Consider the following 17,517-nt stretch of genomic DNA (forward strand, 5'->3'; position numbering starts at 1 on the left):
CGCACCTGGAAAATCACGTCGATTACAACGCCTGCCCACCTGAGGCTTCAATACGCTGCGCGGTGATCCAGCCGGTTTCCTCACTCAGGATGGCGCTGATGGCGTCACCGATATCATCTGGCTGGCCAACGCGACCCAGAGAGGTCACTGAGGCAATGTGATCGTTTAGATCTTTAGTGTCACGCACGCGTCCACCGCCAAAATCAGTTTCAATCGCACCCGGTGCCAGAATATTGACGCGAATGCGACGCTCGCCCAGTTCTTTCGCCTGATAGCGCGTCAACACTTCCATCGCACCTTTAATGGAGGCGTAAGTGCCTGAACCCGGCAGCGTCATGCGCGTTAATCCGCTTGAGATATTTAGGATGCGACCACCGTCGATGATCAGCGGCAGCAGTTTCTGCGTCAGGAAGAATGGCCCTTTCAAATGCACGTTCACCAGCGCATCGAACTCTTCTTCCGTGGTCTCGGCAAACAGCTTGTAGTGGCCGTGTCCGGCGTTGTTCACTAAATAATCAAAGTTGTCACGCGCCCACGTTGTTTGCAGCGTTTCTTTAACCTGTGCCACAAAGCGGTCAAAGGTACTGCTGTCGCCCACATCCAGCTGCAGCGCCACAGCACGGGCACCCAACGCTTCAATCTCCTTCACCACGGCTTGTGCTTCTTCAGTGTGACCGCGATAGGTAAACAGGATATCAACGCCTTTGGCCGCCAGTTTTAGCGCGCCATTCTTGCCTAAACCGCGGTTGCCACCAGTAATCAATGCAATTTTATGACTCATGTTTCGCTCCAGATGGAAAATTGAACACGGGATAAGGATATTCGCTATAAATTGATCTATAAACGCAGAGGAATACGCAGCACTGTTTCACTAACAACAACAATCGGTGAACCACATGGATAAAATTCACGCAATGCAGGTTTTTGTGCGGGTGGCAGAAATGGGCAGTTTTACCCGTGCAGCTGAGAGCCTCGGTTTACCCAAAGGCAGCGTATCGCGTCAGTTACAGGCGCTGGAAAATCAAATGGGCACGCGTCTGCTGCATCGCACTACGCGTCGTGTGCATCTCACGCAGGATGGACTGGTGTATTACGATCGCTGTCTCGATTTACTGTCGATGCTCGATGACATGGACAGCCTGTTTCAGCACGATCCCGCCACCCTGAGCGGCAAACTGCGTGTCGATATGTCGGTGGCCATGGCGACCGGTTTTGTTCTGCCGCGCCTGCCGGAATTTTTGCAGCACTATCCCGGTGTTGAGATTGAGCTTAGCAGCAGCGATCGTCAGGTGGATGTGATCCGTGAAGGGTTTGACTGCGTGATCCGCGTGGGCGAGCTAAAAGATTCTGGCCTGATTGCGCGTAAAATCGGATCACATGCCTTGATTAACTGCGCCAGCCCCGATTACCTTTCCCGCTTCGGCATGCCGGTACGCCTGGAAGATCTGGCGCAGCACGCGATGGTGCACTACACCCAGCAACTTGGCCAACCATCGCTGGGGTTTGAGTACTTTGATGGCAAGCAAAGCCATTATGTGCAAACCGGCGGCGTGGTAACCGTGAACAGCACCGAAACCTATCGTGCCGCATGCATCGCTGGGCTGGGCATTATTCAGGTGCCGGCGATTGGCGTGCAACCGTTACTGGAATCGGGGCAGTTAGTGGAAGTACTGCACCATTTCCCGGCGAAGCCGATGCCGATTTCGCTGCTCTATCCGCATCGCCGCAATGTTGCGCGTCGTGTGCGGGTGTTTATGGAGTGGCTCAGCCATGTCCTGCAGGAGTATGTGACATAAGAGGCTATAATTTTAATTTCGCAGTGAACAGGATGCTTATCGTCTATGACAGACAAACCCACTAAAGAACCCGCGGCTCAACAAAAGCCGCTCATTGATATCAAGACCGGCAATAAAACCGTGGATGGCTCAATCCAGAACGTGTCGCGCTTTGCGGCCTGGTTCCAGGCCATCCCAGCGGTGGCGCATTTTATGCGGGCGCTGGATCGTTTTAACGATCGCCTCGGCAGCCAGTTTGGCGCTGCGATCACCTACTTCTCGTTCCTTTCACTGATACCGATTTTGATGGTCTCCTTTGCGGCAGTCGGTTTTATACTGGCGTCGAATCAGGATTTACTCACCGAGTTGATCAACAAAATCGTGAACAGTATCAGCGATCCCACTTTAGCCAACACGCTGAAAAATACCGTGAATACCGCGATTCAGCAGCGTGCCACCGTGGGTTTAACCGGCTTGCTGCTGGCGCTCTACTCTGGCATTAACTGGATGGGCAATCTGCGGGAAGCCGTACGGGCGCAGTCACGCGATGTGTGGGAACGCACGCCTGACGATCAGGAGAAAATCTGGAAGAAATATGCCCGCGATTTATTGTCATTGCTTGGTTTGATGTTGGCCCTGGTGATTACGTTGTCGCTGACGTCGATTGCCGGTGCGGCACAGGCATCTATCGTCAGCGCATTGGGATTGGATCACATTGAGTGGCTACGCCCGGCGATGACCATCATCGCGCTGTCGATATCCATCTTCGCGAACTATCTGTTGTTCCTGTGGATTTTTTGGATTTTGCCCCGCCACAAGCCGCGTAAAAAAGCGCTGTTCCGCGGTACGCTGCTGGCGGCGATTGGCTTTGAGGTGATTAAGTTTGTGATGACGCTGACCTTGCCCAAGCTGGCCAGCTCACCTTCTGGCGCGGCCTTTGGTTCAGTGCTGGGATTGATGGCATTTTTCTACTTCTTTGCCCGTCTGACCCTGTTCTGCGCCGCGTGGATCGCCACGGCAAAATACAAGGATGATAAAGAGATGCCGCAGCCGCATCAGGGCAAATAACACCGCAAAGTTGTTACATTTGCCGCAACAGCTAAAAATGTTTCCTGCTGGCTAATAATTCAGCAAAAACCAGCAGGAAACGCTAGAGGGTCACTTTAATTTGGCCCTTTTGCAGAGATTCCCGCCAAAAAAGTGACACTTCCCGTTCCCATCACCCGCCGATTGCCGCAACTCAGAGATTATCCACTTATTCGCCGAAAATGCCTGTTCTGACGCGGGTTTTCGCCATTGAATGCAGCAAAACAGGTGCGTAAGATTCTCTGTCTACATTTACAATTAAGAAACAGTTATGCAAGCCTCCATCACAGAAACACTCGACAAAAAACATGACGACGCGCCCGTCAATTCCCGTGGCAAAGTGGTTGTGGCATCGCTTGTCGGCACCGCTATCGAATTCTTCGATTTCTATATTTACGCTACTGCGGCAGTGATCATTTTCCCGCACATTTTCTTCCCGCAGGGCGATCCCACCGTGGCCACGCTTCAGTCGCTAGCCACTTTCGCTATCGCTTTCGTCGCGCGTCCGATTGGTTCTGCGCTGTTCGGCCACTTCGGTGATCGCGTGGGCCGTAAAGCAACGTTGGTGGCTTCACTGCTCACCATGGGCGTCTCCACCGTGTTAATCGGCCTGCTGCCGAGCTATCAAACCATTGGTGTCGCCGCGCCGCTGCTGTTGGCACTGGCGCGTTTTGGCCAAGGTCTGGGCTTGGGTGGCGAATGGGGCGGTGCTGCTTTGCTGGCGACCGAGAATGCTCCCGCGAAGAAACGTGCGCTCTATGGTTCGTTCCCACAGCTCGGCGCACCGATTGGCTTCTTCTTCGCTAACGGTACTTTCCTGCTGCTTTCCTGGCTGCTGACCGATGAGCAGTTCATGAACTGGGGCTGGCGTGTGCCGTTCATTCTCTCTGCCGTGCTGGTGCTGATTGGTCTGTATGTGCGCGTATCGCTGCATGAAAGCCCGGTGTTCGCCAAAGTGCAGAAAGAGAATAAGCAGGTCAAAATGCCGATTGGTACGTTGCTGAGCAAGCATATGACCGCGACTATTCTGGGCACCTTCATCATGCTCGCGACCTATACGCTGTTCTACATCATGACCGTCTACTCCATGAGTTACGGCACAGCGCCAGCGCCTGCGGGCTTGGGTTACTCCCGTAATAGCTTCCTGTGGATGCTGATGGTGGCGGTCATTGGTTTTGGTGTGATGGTGCCGATTGCGGGCCTGCTGGCGGATCGTTTTGGCCGTCGCCGCACGATGATCACCATTACCCTGATGATTATCGCTTTTGCACTGATGTTCCCGGTGCTGCTGGGATCGGGTTCACAGGTGCTGGTGATGGGCTTCCTGATCCTCGGCCTGAGCATTATGGGACTGACCTTCGGCCCGATGGGTGCACTGCTGCCAGAGCTGTTCCCCACCGAAGTACGTTATACCGGAGCGTCCTTCTCTTATAACCTGTCGTCAATTCTCGGTGCGTCGGTTGCGCCGTATATTGCCACTTGGCTGAACGCCAATTACGGTTTGCAGGCGGTCGGTTTCTATCTGGCTTCAATGGCCGTGCTGACGCTGATTGCGCTGATTGCCTGTAAAGAGACGCGCCATCAGACGCTGTACGAAGCGTGATGCTGATTTAGCGTGAAGAAAAAACCCGGCTTATTCAGCCGGGTTTTTTCTTGGGTGAGAATTGTCGGGAGCGGTGTGGTTTGCCCGGTACGCATAAATGCGTACCCTACGAAAATCGTGTCGAAGGTATATACCCTGGATTCGTGCCAAAGGTATGAACCCTGTAATCCTGCCGAAGATATAAACCCTGGATTCGTGCCAAAGGTATGAACCCAGTAATCCTGCCGAAGATATAAACCCTGGATTCGTGCCAAAGGTGTAAACCCTGGAATCTTGCCAAAGAGATGAACCCTGGAATCCTGCCAAAGGTGTAAACCCTGGAATCATGCCTAAGGTGTGAACCATGGAATCCTGCCAAAGAGATGAACTCTTGGTTCGTGCCAACGGTATGAACTCTGGAATCGTCCAAAGGTATGACGTGCGGTTTTTGTAGGGTGCGCATTCATGCGTACCGGGTTAAATACGCACTCATTGGCTTAAGTGAGCGCGCCACTGATGGCGACCAAAATGCAGCACGGTACTAACGCAAAAACGCGGATTCCAGCCATAAAAAAACCCCGGCAAGCCGGGGTTCTTCTTCTGCTGAAAACGGTGTCGCGTGTGGCTTAGCCAGCAACCGCGATACGTTTCATGTCGGTCATGTAGCCACGCAGTTTGCGGCCAACCGCTTCGATTGGGTGCTGACGAACGGCTTCGTTGACGTCACGCAGCTGTGCGTTATCAACCTGAGTGCCTTCGATTGCTTTACCCAGATCGCCCGGCTGCAGCGTGGTCATGAACTCTTTCAGCAACGGTACAGCCGCGAAGGAGAACAGGTAGTTACCGTATTCTGCGGTATCAGAGATAACCACGTTCATTTCATACAGACGCTTACGTGCGATGGTGTTCGCAATCAGCGGCAGCTCGTGCAGTGATTCGTAGTAAGCAGACTCTTCGATGATGCCTGCATCGATCATGGTTTCGAAGGCCAGCTCAACGCCCGCTTTCACCATCGCAACCATCACAACGCCTTTATCGTAATACTCTTGCTCTTCGATTTTACCTTCGAACTGCGCTGCGTTTTCGAATGCGGTCGCGCCGGTCTCTTCACGCCAGGTCAGCAGGTTTTTGTCGTCGTTCGCCCAGTCAGCCATCATACCGGAAGAGAATTCGCCCGAAATGATGTCATCCATATGCTTCTGGAACAGCGGAGCCATGATGGTTTTCAGCTGCTCGGACAGTGCGTAAGCACGGATTTTCGCCGGGTTAGACAGGCGATCCATCATCAGGGTGATACCACCGAACTTCAGTGATTCGGTGATGGTTTCCCAGCCGAACTGAATCAGTTTTTCGGTGTAAGCTGCATCGTGACCTTCCGCCACCAGCTTGTCGAAGCACAGCAGAGAACCGGCCTGCAGCATACCGCACAGGATAGTCTGCTCGCCCATCAGGTCAGATTTCACTTCTGCTACGAAGGAAGATTCCAGCACGCCCGCACGGTCGCCGCCGGTTGCTGCTGCCCAAGCCTTCGCAATCGCCAGGCCTTCGCCTTTTGGATCGTTTTCTGGGTGAACGGCGATCAGCGTTGGTACACCGAAACCACGCTTGTACTCTTCACGCACTTCAGTACCTGGGCACTTCGGTGCAACCATCACCACAGTGATATCTTTACGGATGGTTTCACCTGACTCAACGATGTTGAAACCGTGTGAGTAACCCAGCGCTGCACCATCTTTCATCATCGGTTGAACCGCTTTAACCACGGCTGAGTGCTGTTTGTCTGGGGTCAGGTTAACCACCAGATCCGCCTGAGGGATCAGCTCTTCGTAAGTACCCACTTTGAAACCGTTATCGGTCGCTTTGCGGAAAGAAGCACGCTTCTCGGCAATCGCTTCAGCACGCAGTGCATAAGCAATATCCAGACCGGAGTCACGCATGTTCAGGCCCTGGTTCAGACCCTGTGCGCCACAGCCAACGATAACGACTTTCTTACCTTTCAGGAAGCTTGCGCCGTCTGCGAACTCTTCGCGTGACATGAAACGACATTTGCCCAGCTGCGCTAATTGGTTACGCAAGTTCAATGTGTTGAAGTAGTTAGACATGGGTACTCCGGTTAGATGTTGTGTTTGCTTTTGTTCGGTAACGACACCTTGTTCAGTGCCGCGAATGACCCCATCATATGACAGGAAATCCGTTGCTTAAATTGATATATTAACAACGTCACATTGCAGAATTTGCAACAACACGTTGAGGTGAAATGCGCATGGATTTACGAGATCTGAAACTCTTTCTTCATCTGGCTGAAAGCTGCCACTTTGGCCGCACTGCCAGGGCCATGCACGTCAGCCCCTCTACGCTATCGCGCCAGATTCAGCGCCTCGAAGAAGATGTCGGCCATGCGCTGTTCCTGCGTGATAACCGCACGGTTACGCTCACTGAAGCCGGAGAGCGCCTCAAGCAATTCGCCCAGCAAACGCTGTTGCAATATCAGCAACTGCGTCACGTGATGGATTTAAACGGCCCGTCGCTCAGCGGTGAGTTGCGCATGTTTTGCTCGGTGACCGCCGCTTACAGCCATTTGCCGCCGATTCTCGACCGCTTCCGCGCCGAACATCCGCAGGTGGAAATCAAACTCACCACCGGCGATGCCGCCGACGCAATTGAGATGGTGCAATCTGGCGAGGCGGATTTGGCCATTGCCGGACGTCCAGAATCGCTGCCCGCCAGCATCGACTTCACGCCGCTCGCCATTCTTCCGCTGGTGCTGATCGCGCCCGCCCTGCCGTGTGCGGTGCGCAGCCAGGCCACGCAGGCGCAACCTGATTGGTCGCGGATTCCGTTTATCGTGCCGGAACAAGGCCCGGTGCGGCGCGGCATTGATTTGTGGTTCCGTCGCCATCGCATCCCCAATCCGCAAATTTATGCCACGGTTTCCGGGCATGAGGCGATTGTTTCGATGGTGGCGCTGGGATGTGGTATTGCGCTGCTGCCGGATGTGGTACTGGAGAACAGCCCGGAGCCGGTGCGCAATCGCGTACTGACGCTGGAGAATGTGGAGTCGGTGGCACCGCTTGAACTTGGCGTGTGCGTACAAAAAAAGCGGCTCGGGGAGCCGCTGATCAATGCCTTCTGGAGCCTACTGTAACTACTGCCCGGCGAGGAAGAATCGGAATGCCGGGTTGTTCGCCTCATCGTGCCATTCGTAGCCGAGTGCCGTGAGATGGGTCTCGAAATCTGGCTCTTGATCATTGGCTTCGAATGCCGCCAGCACGCGGCCGAAGTCGGTGCCGTGGCTGCGATAGTGGAACAACGAGATATTCCAGTGTGCGCCCAGCGTCTGCAGGAACTTCAATAGCGCGCCGGGTGCTTCTGGGAACTCAAAACTAAACAGACGTTCGCGCAGGGGTTTCGACGGACGACCGCCGACCATGTAGCGCACATGCAGTTTCGCCATCTCGTCATCCGACAGATCCACAACGTTATAGCCACTCTCATTCAGCTGACTGATGATCTCGCTGCGCTCTTCCAGCCCGCGCGTCAGTCGCACCCCGACGAAGATGCAGGCGTTGTCGGCATCCGCATAGCGATAGTTGAACTCGGTGATTGAACGGCCACCCAGCGTCTGGCAAAAACGCAGGAAACTGCCCTGCTGTTCGGGAATCGTCACGGCCAGCAGCGCCTCGCGCTGTTCGCCGATTTCACACCGTTCCGAAACATAGCGCAGACCGTGGAAGTTGACGTTAGCACCCGACAAGACATGCGCGAGGCGCTCGCCTTTGATGTCGTGCTGCTGGATGTACTTTTTCATGCCCGCCAATGCCAGCGCACCTGAAGGTTCCGCCACCGCACGTACATCTTCGAACAGGTCTTTCACCGCCGCGCAAATAGCATCGCTATCCACGGTGATGATGTCGTCGAGATACTCTTTGCACAGACGGAAGGTCTCGTTGCCGATGCGCTTCACCGCCACACCTTCAGCAAACAGGCCAACGCGCGCCAAATCCACCGGCTCGCCCGCATCCAGTGCTGCCTTGAGACAGGCTGAATCTTCCGACTCCACCGCAATCACTTTGATTTGCGGCATCAGTTGTTTGATCAGCACCGCCACGCCGGCTGCCAGACCACCACCACCGACCGGCACGAAGACGCGATCGATGTGCGCATCTTGTTGCAGTAATTCCATCGCCAGCGTGCCCTGCCCGGCAATCACTGCCGGGTGGTCAAACGGTGGCACGAAGGTATAACCGCGCTGTTCTGCTAACTCAATCGCTTTGGCTTTCGCCTCGTCGAAGTTGGCACCAAACAGATAAACCTCACCGCCAAATGCGCGCACTGCATCAACCTTGATGTCTGCCGTGGCCAGCGGCATCACAATCAGTGATTTGATGCCCAGCCGACTCCCCGAAAGCGCCACACCCTGCGCATGGTTTCCGGCCGAAGCCGTAATCACGCCGCGTGCCTTTTGCTCTTCGGTCAGTCCGGCAATCATCGCGTAAGCGCCGCGCAGCTTGAAGCTGTGCACTGCTTGGCGATCCTCACGCTTCACCAAAATGGTGTTGCCGAGACGCGATGAAATTTTTTCCATTTTTTGCAGCGGCGTGACCTGCGCAATTTCATACACAGGCGCACGCAGCACCGCGCGCAAATATTCCGCGCCGTTGGGCGACGCGGGTAGCGGTTGAGACTCAGCCATCAGTTGTTAGCCTCCCAGCTTGGACTTATCGCGGACCGCGCCTTTATCAGCACTGGTCGCGAGTGATGCATAAGCACGCAGCGCGAATGACACTTCACGTTCGCGGTTATGCGGGGTATAAGCCGCTTCGCCACGGGCCTGCTCTTTTTCACGACGAGCGTGGATTTCGTTGTCTGGCAGATCCAGATGAATACGACGGTTCGGGATATCCAGCTCGATCATATCGCCATCCTGAATCAGCGCGATGGTGCCGCCGCTGCCCGCTTCTGGTGAGATGTGACCGACAGAAAGACCGGAAGAACCACCTGAGAAACGACCATCGGTGATCAACGCACAGGCTTTACCCAGCCCCATCGATTTCAGATAGGTGGTTGGATAGAGCATTTCCTGCATGCCCGGGCCGCCTTTAGGACCTTCATAGCGGATCACCACGCAGTCGCCAGCTACCACTTTGCCGCCGAGAATCGCGGCAACCGCATCATCCTGACTTTCGTAAACTTTGGCCGGGCCTTTGAAGATTAACTGCTCAGCATCAACGCTGGCGGTTTTCACGATACAGCCATCTTCTGAGATGTTGCCGTACAGCACGGCCAGACCGCCATCCTGCGAGAACGCGTGCTCACGAGTACGAATACAGCCCTCTACACGGTCATCATCCAACGTGTCCCAACGGCAATCCTGTGAGAAAGCCTGCGTGGTGCGGATACCGGCTGGGCCCGCGCGGAACATTTTCTTCACCGCTTCGTCTTTGGTCAGCATGATGTCGTACTGATCCAAGGTTTCGCGCATGGTCTGCTGCAGCACGTTGCGCGCACTGGTGTCGATCAGTCCGGCGCGATCCAATTCGCCCAAAATGGCGATAACGCCACCGGCACGGTGCACATCTTCCATGTGATATTTCGGCGTACTTGGTGCCACTTTGCACAGGTGCGGCACTTTACGTGACAGGCGATCGATATCTGACATGTTGAATTCGATTTCGCCTTCCTGCGCCGCAGCCAACAGATGCAGAACGGTGTTGGTGGAACCGCCCATGGCGATATCCAGCGTCATCGCATTCTCGAACGCCGCTTTGGTCGCGATGTTACGCGGCAGCATGTTGACGTCATCCTGCTCGTAATAGCGTTTGGTCAGGCTAACGATGCGCTTACCGGCATTGAGGAACAGCTCTTTACGATCGGCGTGGGTCGCCAACAGTGAACCGTTGCCCGGCTGTGCCAGACCCAGCGCTTCAGCCAGACAGTTCATGGAGTTGGCGGTGAACATGCCTGAGCAAGAACCGCAGGTTGGGCAGGCAGAACGTTCAATTTTATCGCTGTCTTCATCGCTGACGTTCGGGTTCGCACCCTGGATCATCGCATCAACCAGATCCAGCTTGATGATTTTGTCGGACAGCTTGGTCTTACCGGCTTCCATTGGGCCGCCAGACACAAAGATCACCGGGATGTTGAGGCGCAGTGCCGCCATCAGCATGCCGGGAGTGATTTTGTCGCAGTTGGAGATACACACCATGGCATCGGCGCAGTGTGCGTTGACCATGTACTCCACGGAATCGGCGATCAGCTCGCGCGAAGGCAGTGAATACAGCATGCCGCCATGACCCATGGCGATACCGTCATCCACCGCGATGGTGTTGAACTCTTTAGCAACACCGCCGACAGCTTCGATTTGCTCAGCCACCAGCTTGCCCATATCGCGCAGGTGCACGTGGCCCGGTACGAACTGAGTGAATGAGTTAACCACGGCGATAATCGGTTTGCCGAAATCGTCATCGGTCATTCCTGTGGCGCGCCACAGGGCACGTGCACCCGCCATGTTACGACCATGGGTGGTGGTGGCAGAACGGTACTTAGGCATGCTCTATTTACTCCAGTCTGAAATATGACGCGGGCGCAGTTGCACCCGCGTAACGGTCTTGTTATGGATTAACTTGATCCAACCAGCCGTACTTGTCTTCGGTTTCGCCCGTGAACAGGCCGAAGAATGCGCTCTGAATTTTGGTGGTCACTGGACCACGTTTACCCGCGCCCACTTGGATACCATCAACGCTGCGTACCGGGGTGATTTCTGCCGCAGTACCCGACATGAACACTTCGTCAGCCAGATACAGAGATTCACGCGACAGGGTTTGCTCACGCACTTCGATACCCAGGTCAATCGCCAGTTTGATGATGGCGTCACGGGTGATACCCGGCAGTGCTGAAGAGGTGAACGGTGGTGTGAACAGAATGCCATCTTTCACTTCGAACAAGTTTTCGCCAGCACCTTCTGAAATATAGCCGTTGGTGTCGAGAGCGATACCTTCCTGATAACCGTGGCGACGTGCTTCGCTGCCGACCAGTAGTGAGGAGAGGTAGTTACCACCGGCTTTCGCGGCGGTTGGCAAGGTGTTCGGTGCGACACGGTTCCATGAAGACACCATCGCATCGATACCATTTTCCAGTGCTTCAGCACCCAGGTAAGCACCCCACGGGAAAGCCGCGATGATCACGTCGGTGGTGTAGCCGTCTGGTGGGTTCACACCCAGGCCTACGTCGCCAACAAACGCCAATGGGCGGATGTAAGCACTTTTCAGTTTGTTCACGCGGATCACTTCGCGACAGGCATCCATCAGTTCATCAACACTGGCAGCGATAGGGAAACGATAGATTTTGGCGGAGTCGTGCAGACGCTGCATGTGCTCACGGTGACGGAACACCACTGGGCCTTTGTGTGAGTCGTAGCAACGCACGCCTTCAAACACAGAAGTACCGTAATGCAGTGCGTGAGACATGACGCTAACCTTGGCGTCTTCCCACTTAACCATCTCCCCGTTGAACCAAATAAAGTCTGCTTTCTTCGTACTCATTGCTATTTCCTTTGGCGACTAAGCGCGGATTTGTTGTGATGTCTGTTGCTGGATCTCGACACAGGCGACATCCATAAGTTTGCTTAACTGCGAAGACAGTAAATCGACCGAACGCTGGCTGGCAACGGTCATCTCGATATTAATGTTCTCAGCGTTGATTGCAGATGCCATGTTCATCGAGCACACCTGGAAGCCACGGTGGCGGACAACACGCAAAATGCGCTCCAATATTTCAGGGCGGAAGCGGGCTTCGATAGACAATTGATGCTGGTTCATGCGGTTTTCTCCATCATGTTTGCGTTGCTGGCACCCGGCGGTACCAATGGCCAGACGTTTTCATGCTCATCAATCGAAACATGCAGGAAGTAAGGACCTTCACTGTTCAGCAGAGCATCTATCGCGGCGTCGACCTGATCTTTACGGCTAATGTGCTGGCCTGGGATATCAAAGGCGCTGGCCAGCGTGAGGAAATCGGGGTTATCGGTGAGAATGGTTTCGCTGTAGCGCCCATCAAAGAACAGCTGCTGCCACTGGCGCACCATGCCTAAACGTTGGTTATCCAGCAGCAAGATTTTTACCGGCAGCTTACCGCGCTTGATGGTACCCAGCTCCTGGATATTCATCATGATTGATCCATCACCTGATACGCAAATCACGGTGTCTTCTGAGCGGGCAACCTGCGCGCCGATGGCGGCTGGCAGACCGAAGCCCATAGTGCCGAGGCCACTGGAAGTAATGAAGTTTTCTGGCTGAGTGAAGCTCATGTGCTGTGCAGCCCACATCTGGTGCTGACCAACGTCGGTGGTCACTACGGCGCTGTCTGCTTTGCGATCGGATAACTGCTTCAGCAGCAGCGGCGCGTAAATCGCCTCGCCTGGATGATCGTAGCGCCAGTCAAACTCGGCTTTCATCGCTTTCACTTCCGTGCGCCAGCCTTCAATCTGCATCGGCATACTTAACGCTGGCAATACTTGGTTCAAGTCGCCTTGCAGAGAAACGTGTGCACGGCGCAGTTTGTTCAGCTCAGCGGGATCGATATCAATATGGATGACGTTCGCATGCGGAGCGAAGGTGTCTAACTTGCCGGTGACGCGGTCGTCAAAGCGCGCGCCGACCGCAATCAGTAAATCACAGGACTGCACCGCGAGGTTGGCAGCTTTGGTGCCATGCATGCCCAGCATGCCAAGGTAGAGATCGCTCTTGGCATCCGCGCTGCCTAAGCCTTTCAGCGTGGCAACCATCGGAATACCGGTTTCTTCAGCCATGGCACGTAATGCTGGCACTGCTTGCGCCATGCCAACACCACCGCCGATATACAGCATCGGCTTATGTGACTGAGCCATCAATGCGCGAGCTTCCGCGATATGCTCCGGCGAGTGGTCGATCGTCTCTTCAACGGGCAGCAAGTGTGGCGTTAAATCGGCACTGGCAATTTGGATGTCTTTAGGGATATCAACCAAAACCGGGCCTGGACGGCCAGACTGAGCAATGGCGAAGGCTTCAGCCATCACGGAGGGCAAATCTTCGAGGGATTCAACCAGGAAACTGTGCTTGGTACAGGCTAACGACAGGCCGAGAACGTCGATTTCCTGGAAGGCATCGGTGCCGATGAACGCAGATGAAACCTGACCGGTGATGGCAACAACCGGGATGGAATCCATAAACGCATCCGCCAAACCGGTAATCAGGTTGGTGGCGCCTGGGCCGGAAGTCGCGATACAAACACCTGTCTTACCGGTGGCGCGGGCATAACCGATTGCCGCCATCACCGCACCTTGCTCATGACGACACAGTAGGTGTTCCACGCCGCCATCGTAGAGCGCATCGTACACTGGCATGATTGCGCCGCCAGGATAGCCAAACACTGTGTCGACACTCTGCGCGCGTAAAGCCTGAACTACCCACTGTGCACCTGTCATCATTATTCTCCTGTATTCCTAGGGGAACAACAGAATTTTATGCTACTGCTCATAATCTGTTCCTCGCTGATTCGCTGATATTTAGCCAGGTCGAAAAAAAACCCCCGGACCTTTCGGTGCGGGGGTTTTTGGAATTCCGGGCTTGATTTTTAAGCCTTTCTTTCTCCAAGCGATGCCCCGCACGGTGGGATAATAATCACCACCACGCTAATCACGACTAGGCTAATCACTTGTAGAAGGGCTTTCATGTGTTGTCTGTTTTTTCGATTGTTCGAAGTAATACCTACAGAGTTACCATAGTTATCCACCTATTGACAATTATTTTCATAATGTTTTTTTATGACGCGAGCATTCGGCAGGTGTTATCGCTTTGTAAGTTAAAGATTATTTTCAGTTGTGAAATTTTTTCATTACGTACGCGACGTAATCGCTCCTTAAGTTTTGTGATTTCGCGCGCAATAGTGGCGAACAGCCTATGAAAATCACCGATTCGCTGGAATCAGGCACTGATATTTTTTAATCGCATTCGTATTCTGTATTTGCACACCGCATGATGAAGACAACAAGGAGTGTTTATGTCTTTATCAAAGGTTTTAACACGTGCAGCGCTAGGCGTGCAGGCACCATTAGTGACAGTTGAAGTGCACATCAGTAAGGGGTTGCCCGCTTTAACGCTGGTTGGCCTGCCTGAAACCACGGTTAAAGAAGCCCGGGAACGGGTTCGCAGTGCGATTATCAATAGTGGATTCACCTTCCCGGCAAAACGCGTCACCATCAATCTGGCCCCTGCCGATCTGCCAAAAGAGGGAGGGCGATACGACCTTCCCATCGCTATCGCGATTCTCGCAGCCTCAGAGCAGGTTCCTGAGGCAAAACTAGCGCACTATGAGTTCCTGGGGGAGTTAGCCCTTAACGGTGCGCTCTGTGGCGTTCAGGCCTCTATTCCAGCATCAATGGCAGCATTGCAGGCCGGAAGGCAGATGGTGTTAGCTGAAGAGAATCAACAGGATGTCGGATTGATTCAACAAGGTGAAACCCTTGTCGGTAAACATTTGCTCGAGATTTGCGCCTTTCTGCATAACCAATCCCCACTTCCCGTTGCGCATTATCAATTTGAGCCGCTGCGGCAGGAAAAGCAGGATCTCTCTGAGATCATTGGGCAGGAACAAGGAAGACGTGCACTGGAGATCACCGCCGCTGGCGGACATAACCTTTTACTGCTGGGACCGCCCGGCACTGGCAAAACCATGCTGGCAACTCGCCTGCCGGGCATTATGCCTCCATTAGACGACCAGGAAGCGCTGGAGTGCGCAGCGATTAATAGCTTGGTCAGCAGCCATAATCTCCATCATCAGTGGCGCAGAAGGCCATTCAGAGCACCACATCACAGTGCTTCGCTGTATGCATTAGTCGGAGGTGGAGCCTTACCTCGTCCTGGTGAGATCTCGCTGGCGCATAATGGCGTCCTGTTTTTGGATGAGCTTCCGGAATTTGACCGCAAAGTACTGGATGCATTGCGTGAGCCAATTGAATCTGGAGAAATCGCGATTTCCCGCACTCGCGCAAAAGTCACTTATCCAGCCCGCTTTCAGTTGATTGGTGCCATGAACCCCAGCCCTACAGGACATTATCAAGGCAGCCATAACCGGTGCACACCGCAGCAGGTGCTGCGCTATTTAAGCCGGCTCTCTGGTCCGTTCCTTGATCGCTTTGATCTGTCTCTGGAAATCCCGCTTTTACCCAGTGGAACTTTGAGCCAAAAACAGGAAGTCAGCGAGAGCAGCGAAGACGTGCTTAAACGCGTCTTGGCTGCGCGCCAGAGACAAATCCATCGAGCAGGCAAAGTAAACGCCCAGCTATCTAATACGGAGATTGTCCAGTGCTGTGAGTTGAGGCACGAGGATGCGGTGTGGTTGGAAACCGTGTTGAACTCTTTGGGTCTTTCCGTGCGAGCGTGGCAACGTATCTTAAAAGTAGCAAGGACGATTGCCGATCTGGAGGAGGAGGAGGCAATTTCACGGCAGCATTTGCAGGAAGCGGTAAGTTATCGCAGCATTGACCGTTTACTAATCTATCTGCATAAAAGTCTGGAATAAAAAACGGGGCTTTAAAAGCCCCGCTATTTTTTAATCATCGCTATCGCTAAAGTCTTCAACTGTATCCATCTGCGGCTTGCCGCCAGACAATGTGTGGAAGCGCTTTGGACGTTTGATGCGTGCGGTGTATTTCGACCAGACACGTTCAGCTTCCGTTTGCGGCTCACGAAGACCACGACATACTTCTAAGAACGAACGCTCTTCTTCAGTGGTGGGCTCACGCTTGGCAAGGTCCAGCTCGTTAAAGGCGTATCCGTGGCGTTCCAGAAGCTGAGCTTCTTTAATGGTGAAATCACCATGACGCGAAAAACCACGTGGGTAATGTTTGTTATCAAAGAAACGATTTGTTGTTGCGAAGCTATTCGCCATTTTACACGCTCCCGACTCTCATATGGCCGTGCTATTTATGGCGCGGAGTATTAGATAGGCTTGACAGAGTGTAAAACAAAACATTTAAATCAGTACGACAAACAATTTTTGGGAGAATGCTGTGGATACGGAATTACTGAAAACTTTCCTCGAAGTGAGCCGAACGCGCCATTTCGGGCGTGCTGCTGAAGCGCTTTACCTCACGCAATCTGCCGTTAGTTTTCGCATTCGCCAGCTGGAAAATCAGCTCGGCGTAAACCTTTTTACTCGTCATCGTAATAATATCCGCCTGACTTCTGCAGGTGAGCGTTTATTACCCTATGCAGAGAGTTTGATGAGTACCTGGCTGATGGCCAAAAAGGAAGTTTCACACACTCAGCAGCACCACGAGCTTTCAATAGGCGCCAGCGCATCACTGTGGGAAGCGTACCTAACCCCTTGGTTAAAAACGCTTTATGAAAACCGCGAGAGTCTTCATCTTGAAGCCCGTATCGCACAACGGCATTTGTTAGTAAAGCAGCTACATGAACGTCAGTTGGATCTTTTGATCACGACCGAAGCGCCAAAAATGGATGAATTAACCAGCCAGCAGATTGGTCATATTTCACTCGCCCTCTTCCGTGCGCGCAAGACCGAGAAACGTGAAAAATACGATTACATTAAACTGGAATGGGGGGCGGATTTTCATCAACACCAAAGTTATTTGTCCAGTGATGATGTGCCAGTATTGACCACAACTTCAGCGCATGTGACGCGGGAATTACTGCACACTACTGGTGCTTGCGCGTTTTTGCCGGATTCATGGCACAGCATTTATAGTGATTTAATGGTTATTCCAGATACACCTGTTGCCGTTCGGCCACTATATGCGGTGTGGCTGCAGAATAGCGATCAACAAGCGCATATCCGTCAGCTGCTTAAATATCCAGTTTTGACACAATAAAGAAGTAAACGAGAGGGGTTTGAGTGGATTAACGTGAAGCTCAGACTCTTTTCAGCACAGTATTGCCGGTTTAATGCTGAATTTAAAGCAAAAAAAATCCTTTGCCGAAGCAAAGGATTGTTTTCTGGCAGGGGCGGAGGGACTCGAACCCCCAACACCCGGTTTTGGAGACCGGTGCTCTACCAATTGAACTACGCCCCTAAATA

15 protein-coding genes and 1 tRNA gene are annotated in these 17,517 nt (G+C 53.5%); 6 read left to right on the forward strand and 10 right to left on the reverse strand.

Going from position 1 to position 17,517, the window contains the following annotated elements:
* Nucleotides 1–22: 22 nt before the first annotated feature.
* On the reverse strand, nucleotides 23–781 hold the full coding sequence (locus HA51_RS25590) for an SDR family NAD(P)-dependent oxidoreductase (protein ID WP_084938258.1): 759 nt from the start codon (nucleotides 779–781) through the stop codon (nucleotides 23–25).
* A gap of 115 nt (nucleotides 782–896) precedes the next feature.
* On the opposite strand from HA51_RS25590, the gene HA51_RS25595 reads away from it, so the two are divergent.
* The 3 genes from HA51_RS25595 to HA51_RS25605 all read left to right on the forward strand — a co-directional run bounded on the left by HA51_RS25595 (nucleotide 897) and on the right by HA51_RS25605 (nucleotide 4,464).
* Nucleotides 897–1,796 carry a LysR family transcriptional regulator gene (locus HA51_RS25595; RefSeq protein WP_084938259.1) on the forward strand — a complete coding sequence of 300 codons (900 nt, stop codon included), beginning with the start codon at nucleotides 897–899 and terminating at the stop codon, nucleotides 1,794–1,796.
* A 45-nt stretch (nucleotides 1,797–1,841) separates the two neighbouring features.
* Nucleotides 1,842–2,843, forward strand: a complete 1,002-nt coding sequence (yhjD, locus tag HA51_RS25600) for an inner membrane protein YhjD (RefSeq protein WP_084938260.1) — start codon at nucleotides 1,842–1,844, stop codon at nucleotides 2,841–2,843.
* A 289-nt stretch (nucleotides 2,844–3,132) separates the two neighbouring features.
* A complete protein-coding gene (locus HA51_RS25605) occupies nucleotides 3,133–4,464 on the forward strand; it encodes an MFS transporter (protein WP_084938261.1) in 1,332 nt (443 codons plus the stop codon).
* Nucleotides 4,465–5,069: 605 nt separating this feature from the next.
* On the opposite strand, the gene ilvC is transcribed toward HA51_RS25605, so the two are convergent.
* Nucleotides 5,070–6,545: a ketol-acid reductoisomerase gene (gene ilvC, locus HA51_RS25610; protein WP_084938262.1), complete on the reverse strand. Its 1,476-nt coding sequence runs from the start codon at nucleotides 6,543–6,545 to the stop codon at nucleotides 5,070–5,072.
* A gap of 161 nt (nucleotides 6,546–6,706) precedes the next feature.
* On the opposite strand from ilvC, the gene ilvY reads away from it, so the two are divergent.
* Entirely contained in the window at nucleotides 6,707–7,588 is an 882-nt protein-coding gene (gene ilvY, locus HA51_RS25615) for an HTH-type transcriptional activator IlvY (RefSeq protein ID WP_084938271.1), read from the forward strand.
* On the opposite strand, the gene ilvA is transcribed toward ilvY, so the two are convergent.
* The 6 genes from ilvA to ilvL all read right to left on the reverse strand — a co-directional run bounded on the left by ilvA (nucleotide 7,589) and on the right by ilvL (nucleotide 14,151).
* The gene (ilvA, locus tag HA51_RS25620; RefSeq protein WP_084938263.1) at nucleotides 7,589–9,136 is read right to left on the reverse strand and encodes a threonine ammonia-lyase, biosynthetic; all 1,548 of its coding nucleotides are present in this window, start codon (nucleotides 9,134–9,136) and stop codon (nucleotides 7,589–7,591) included.
* 6 nt (nucleotides 9,137–9,142) lie between these two features.
* Nucleotides 9,143–10,993 (reverse strand): dihydroxy-acid dehydratase, encoded by a 1,851-nt coding sequence (gene ilvD / locus HA51_RS25625; protein WP_084938264.1) that lies wholly within the window; start codon nucleotides 10,991–10,993, stop codon nucleotides 9,143–9,145.
* A gap of 61 nt (nucleotides 10,994–11,054) precedes the next feature.
* Nucleotides 11,055–11,984: a branched-chain amino acid transaminase gene (locus HA51_RS25630; protein WP_084938265.1), complete on the reverse strand. Its 930-nt coding sequence runs from the start codon at nucleotides 11,982–11,984 to the stop codon at nucleotides 11,055–11,057.
* An 18-nt stretch (nucleotides 11,985–12,002) separates the two neighbouring features.
* Entirely contained in the window at nucleotides 12,003–12,260 is a 258-nt protein-coding gene (gene ilvM, locus HA51_RS25635) for an acetolactate synthase 2 small subunit (protein WP_034820026.1), read from the reverse strand.
* Nucleotides 12,257–13,903, reverse strand: coding sequence for an acetolactate synthase 2 catalytic subunit (ilvG, locus tag HA51_RS25640; RefSeq protein ID WP_084938266.1), 1,647 nt, complete (start codon nucleotides 13,901–13,903; stop codon nucleotides 12,257–12,259). The genes ilvM and ilvG overlap by 4 nt, the downstream gene beginning before the upstream one ends.
* Nucleotides 13,904–14,052: 149 nt before the next feature.
* Complete coding sequence (gene ilvL / locus HA51_RS25645) at nucleotides 14,053–14,151, reverse strand: ilv operon leader peptide (RefSeq protein WP_071531048.1); 99 nt, start codon at nucleotides 14,149–14,151, stop codon at nucleotides 14,053–14,055.
* Nucleotides 14,152–14,478: 327 nt separating this feature from the next.
* On the opposite strand from ilvL, the gene HA51_RS25650 reads away from it, so the two are divergent.
* Nucleotides 14,479–15,999 carry a YifB family Mg chelatase-like AAA ATPase gene (locus tag HA51_RS25650; protein WP_084938267.1) on the forward strand — a complete coding sequence of 507 codons (1,521 nt, stop codon included), beginning with the start codon at nucleotides 14,479–14,481 and terminating at the stop codon, nucleotides 15,997–15,999.
* 30 nt (nucleotides 16,000–16,029) lie between these two features.
* Here HA51_RS25650 and HA51_RS25655 read toward each other — a convergent pair whose 3' ends face one another.
* Nucleotides 16,030–16,368: a MaoP family protein gene (locus HA51_RS25655; protein WP_084938268.1), complete on the reverse strand. Its 339-nt coding sequence runs from the start codon at nucleotides 16,366–16,368 to the stop codon at nucleotides 16,030–16,032.
* Nucleotides 16,369–16,489: 121 nt separating this feature from the next.
* On the opposite strand from HA51_RS25655, the gene hdfR reads away from it, so the two are divergent.
* Nucleotides 16,490–17,311 (forward strand): HTH-type transcriptional regulator HdfR, encoded by an 822-nt coding sequence (hdfR, locus tag HA51_RS25660; protein WP_084938269.1) that lies wholly within the window; start codon nucleotides 16,490–16,492, stop codon nucleotides 17,309–17,311.
* Nucleotides 17,312–17,436: 125 nt separating this feature from the next.
* Here the strand turns inward: hdfR and HA51_RS25665 are convergent.
* Nucleotides 17,437–17,512 (reverse strand) — tRNA-Trp (locus HA51_RS25665).
* Nucleotides 17,513–17,517: the final 5 nt, after the last annotated feature.

The organism is Pantoea rwandensis, from assembly GCF_002095475.1.
Lineage (GTDB): Bacteria > Pseudomonadota > Gammaproteobacteria > Enterobacterales > Enterobacteriaceae > Pantoea > Pantoea rwandensis.

Excerpts from the sequence above, each read along its gene's own strand:
- HA51_RS25590 (WP_084938258.1), bottom strand. The coding sequence starts at position 781 with ATGAGTCATAAAATTGCATTGATTACTGGTGGCAACCGCGGTTTAGGC.
- HA51_RS25595 (WP_084938259.1), top strand. The coding sequence starts at position 897 with ATGGATAAAATTCACGCAATGCAGGTTTTTGTGCGGGTGGCAGAAATG.
- yhjD (WP_084938260.1), top strand. The coding sequence starts at position 1,842 with ATGACAGACAAACCCACTAAAGAACCCGCGGCTCAACAAAAGCCGCTC.
- HA51_RS25605 (WP_084938261.1), top strand. The coding sequence starts at position 3,133 with ATGCAAGCCTCCATCACAGAAACACTCGACAAAAAACATGACGACGCG.
- ilvC (WP_084938262.1), bottom strand. The coding sequence starts at position 6,545 with ATGTCTAACTACTTCAACACATTGAACTTGCGTAACCAATTAGCGCAG.
- ilvY (WP_084938271.1), top strand. The coding sequence starts at position 6,707 with ATGGATTTACGAGATCTGAAACTCTTTCTTCATCTGGCTGAAAGCTGC.
- ilvA (WP_084938263.1), bottom strand. The coding sequence starts at position 9,136 with ATGGCTGAGTCTCAACCGCTACCCGCGTCGCCCAACGGCGCGGAATAT.
- ilvD (WP_084938264.1), bottom strand. The coding sequence starts at position 10,993 with ATGCCTAAGTACCGTTCTGCCACCACCACCCATGGTCGTAACATGGCG.
- HA51_RS25630 (WP_084938265.1), bottom strand. The coding sequence starts at position 11,984 with ATGAGTACGAAGAAAGCAGACTTTATTTGGTTCAACGGGGAGATGGTT.
- ilvM (WP_034820026.1), bottom strand. The coding sequence starts at position 12,260 with ATGAACCAGCATCAATTGTCTATCGAAGCCCGCTTCCGCCCTGAAATA.
- ilvG (WP_084938266.1), bottom strand. The coding sequence starts at position 13,903 with ATGACAGGTGCACAGTGGGTAGTTCAGGCTTTACGCGCGCAGAGTGTC.
- ilvL (WP_071531048.1), bottom strand. The coding sequence starts at position 14,151 with ATGAAAGCCCTTCTACAAGTGATTAGCCTAGTCGTGATTAGCGTGGTG.
- HA51_RS25650 (WP_084938267.1), top strand. The coding sequence starts at position 14,479 with ATGTCTTTATCAAAGGTTTTAACACGTGCAGCGCTAGGCGTGCAGGCA.
- HA51_RS25655 (WP_084938268.1), bottom strand. The coding sequence starts at position 16,368 with ATGGCGAATAGCTTCGCAACAACAAATCGTTTCTTTGATAACAAACAT.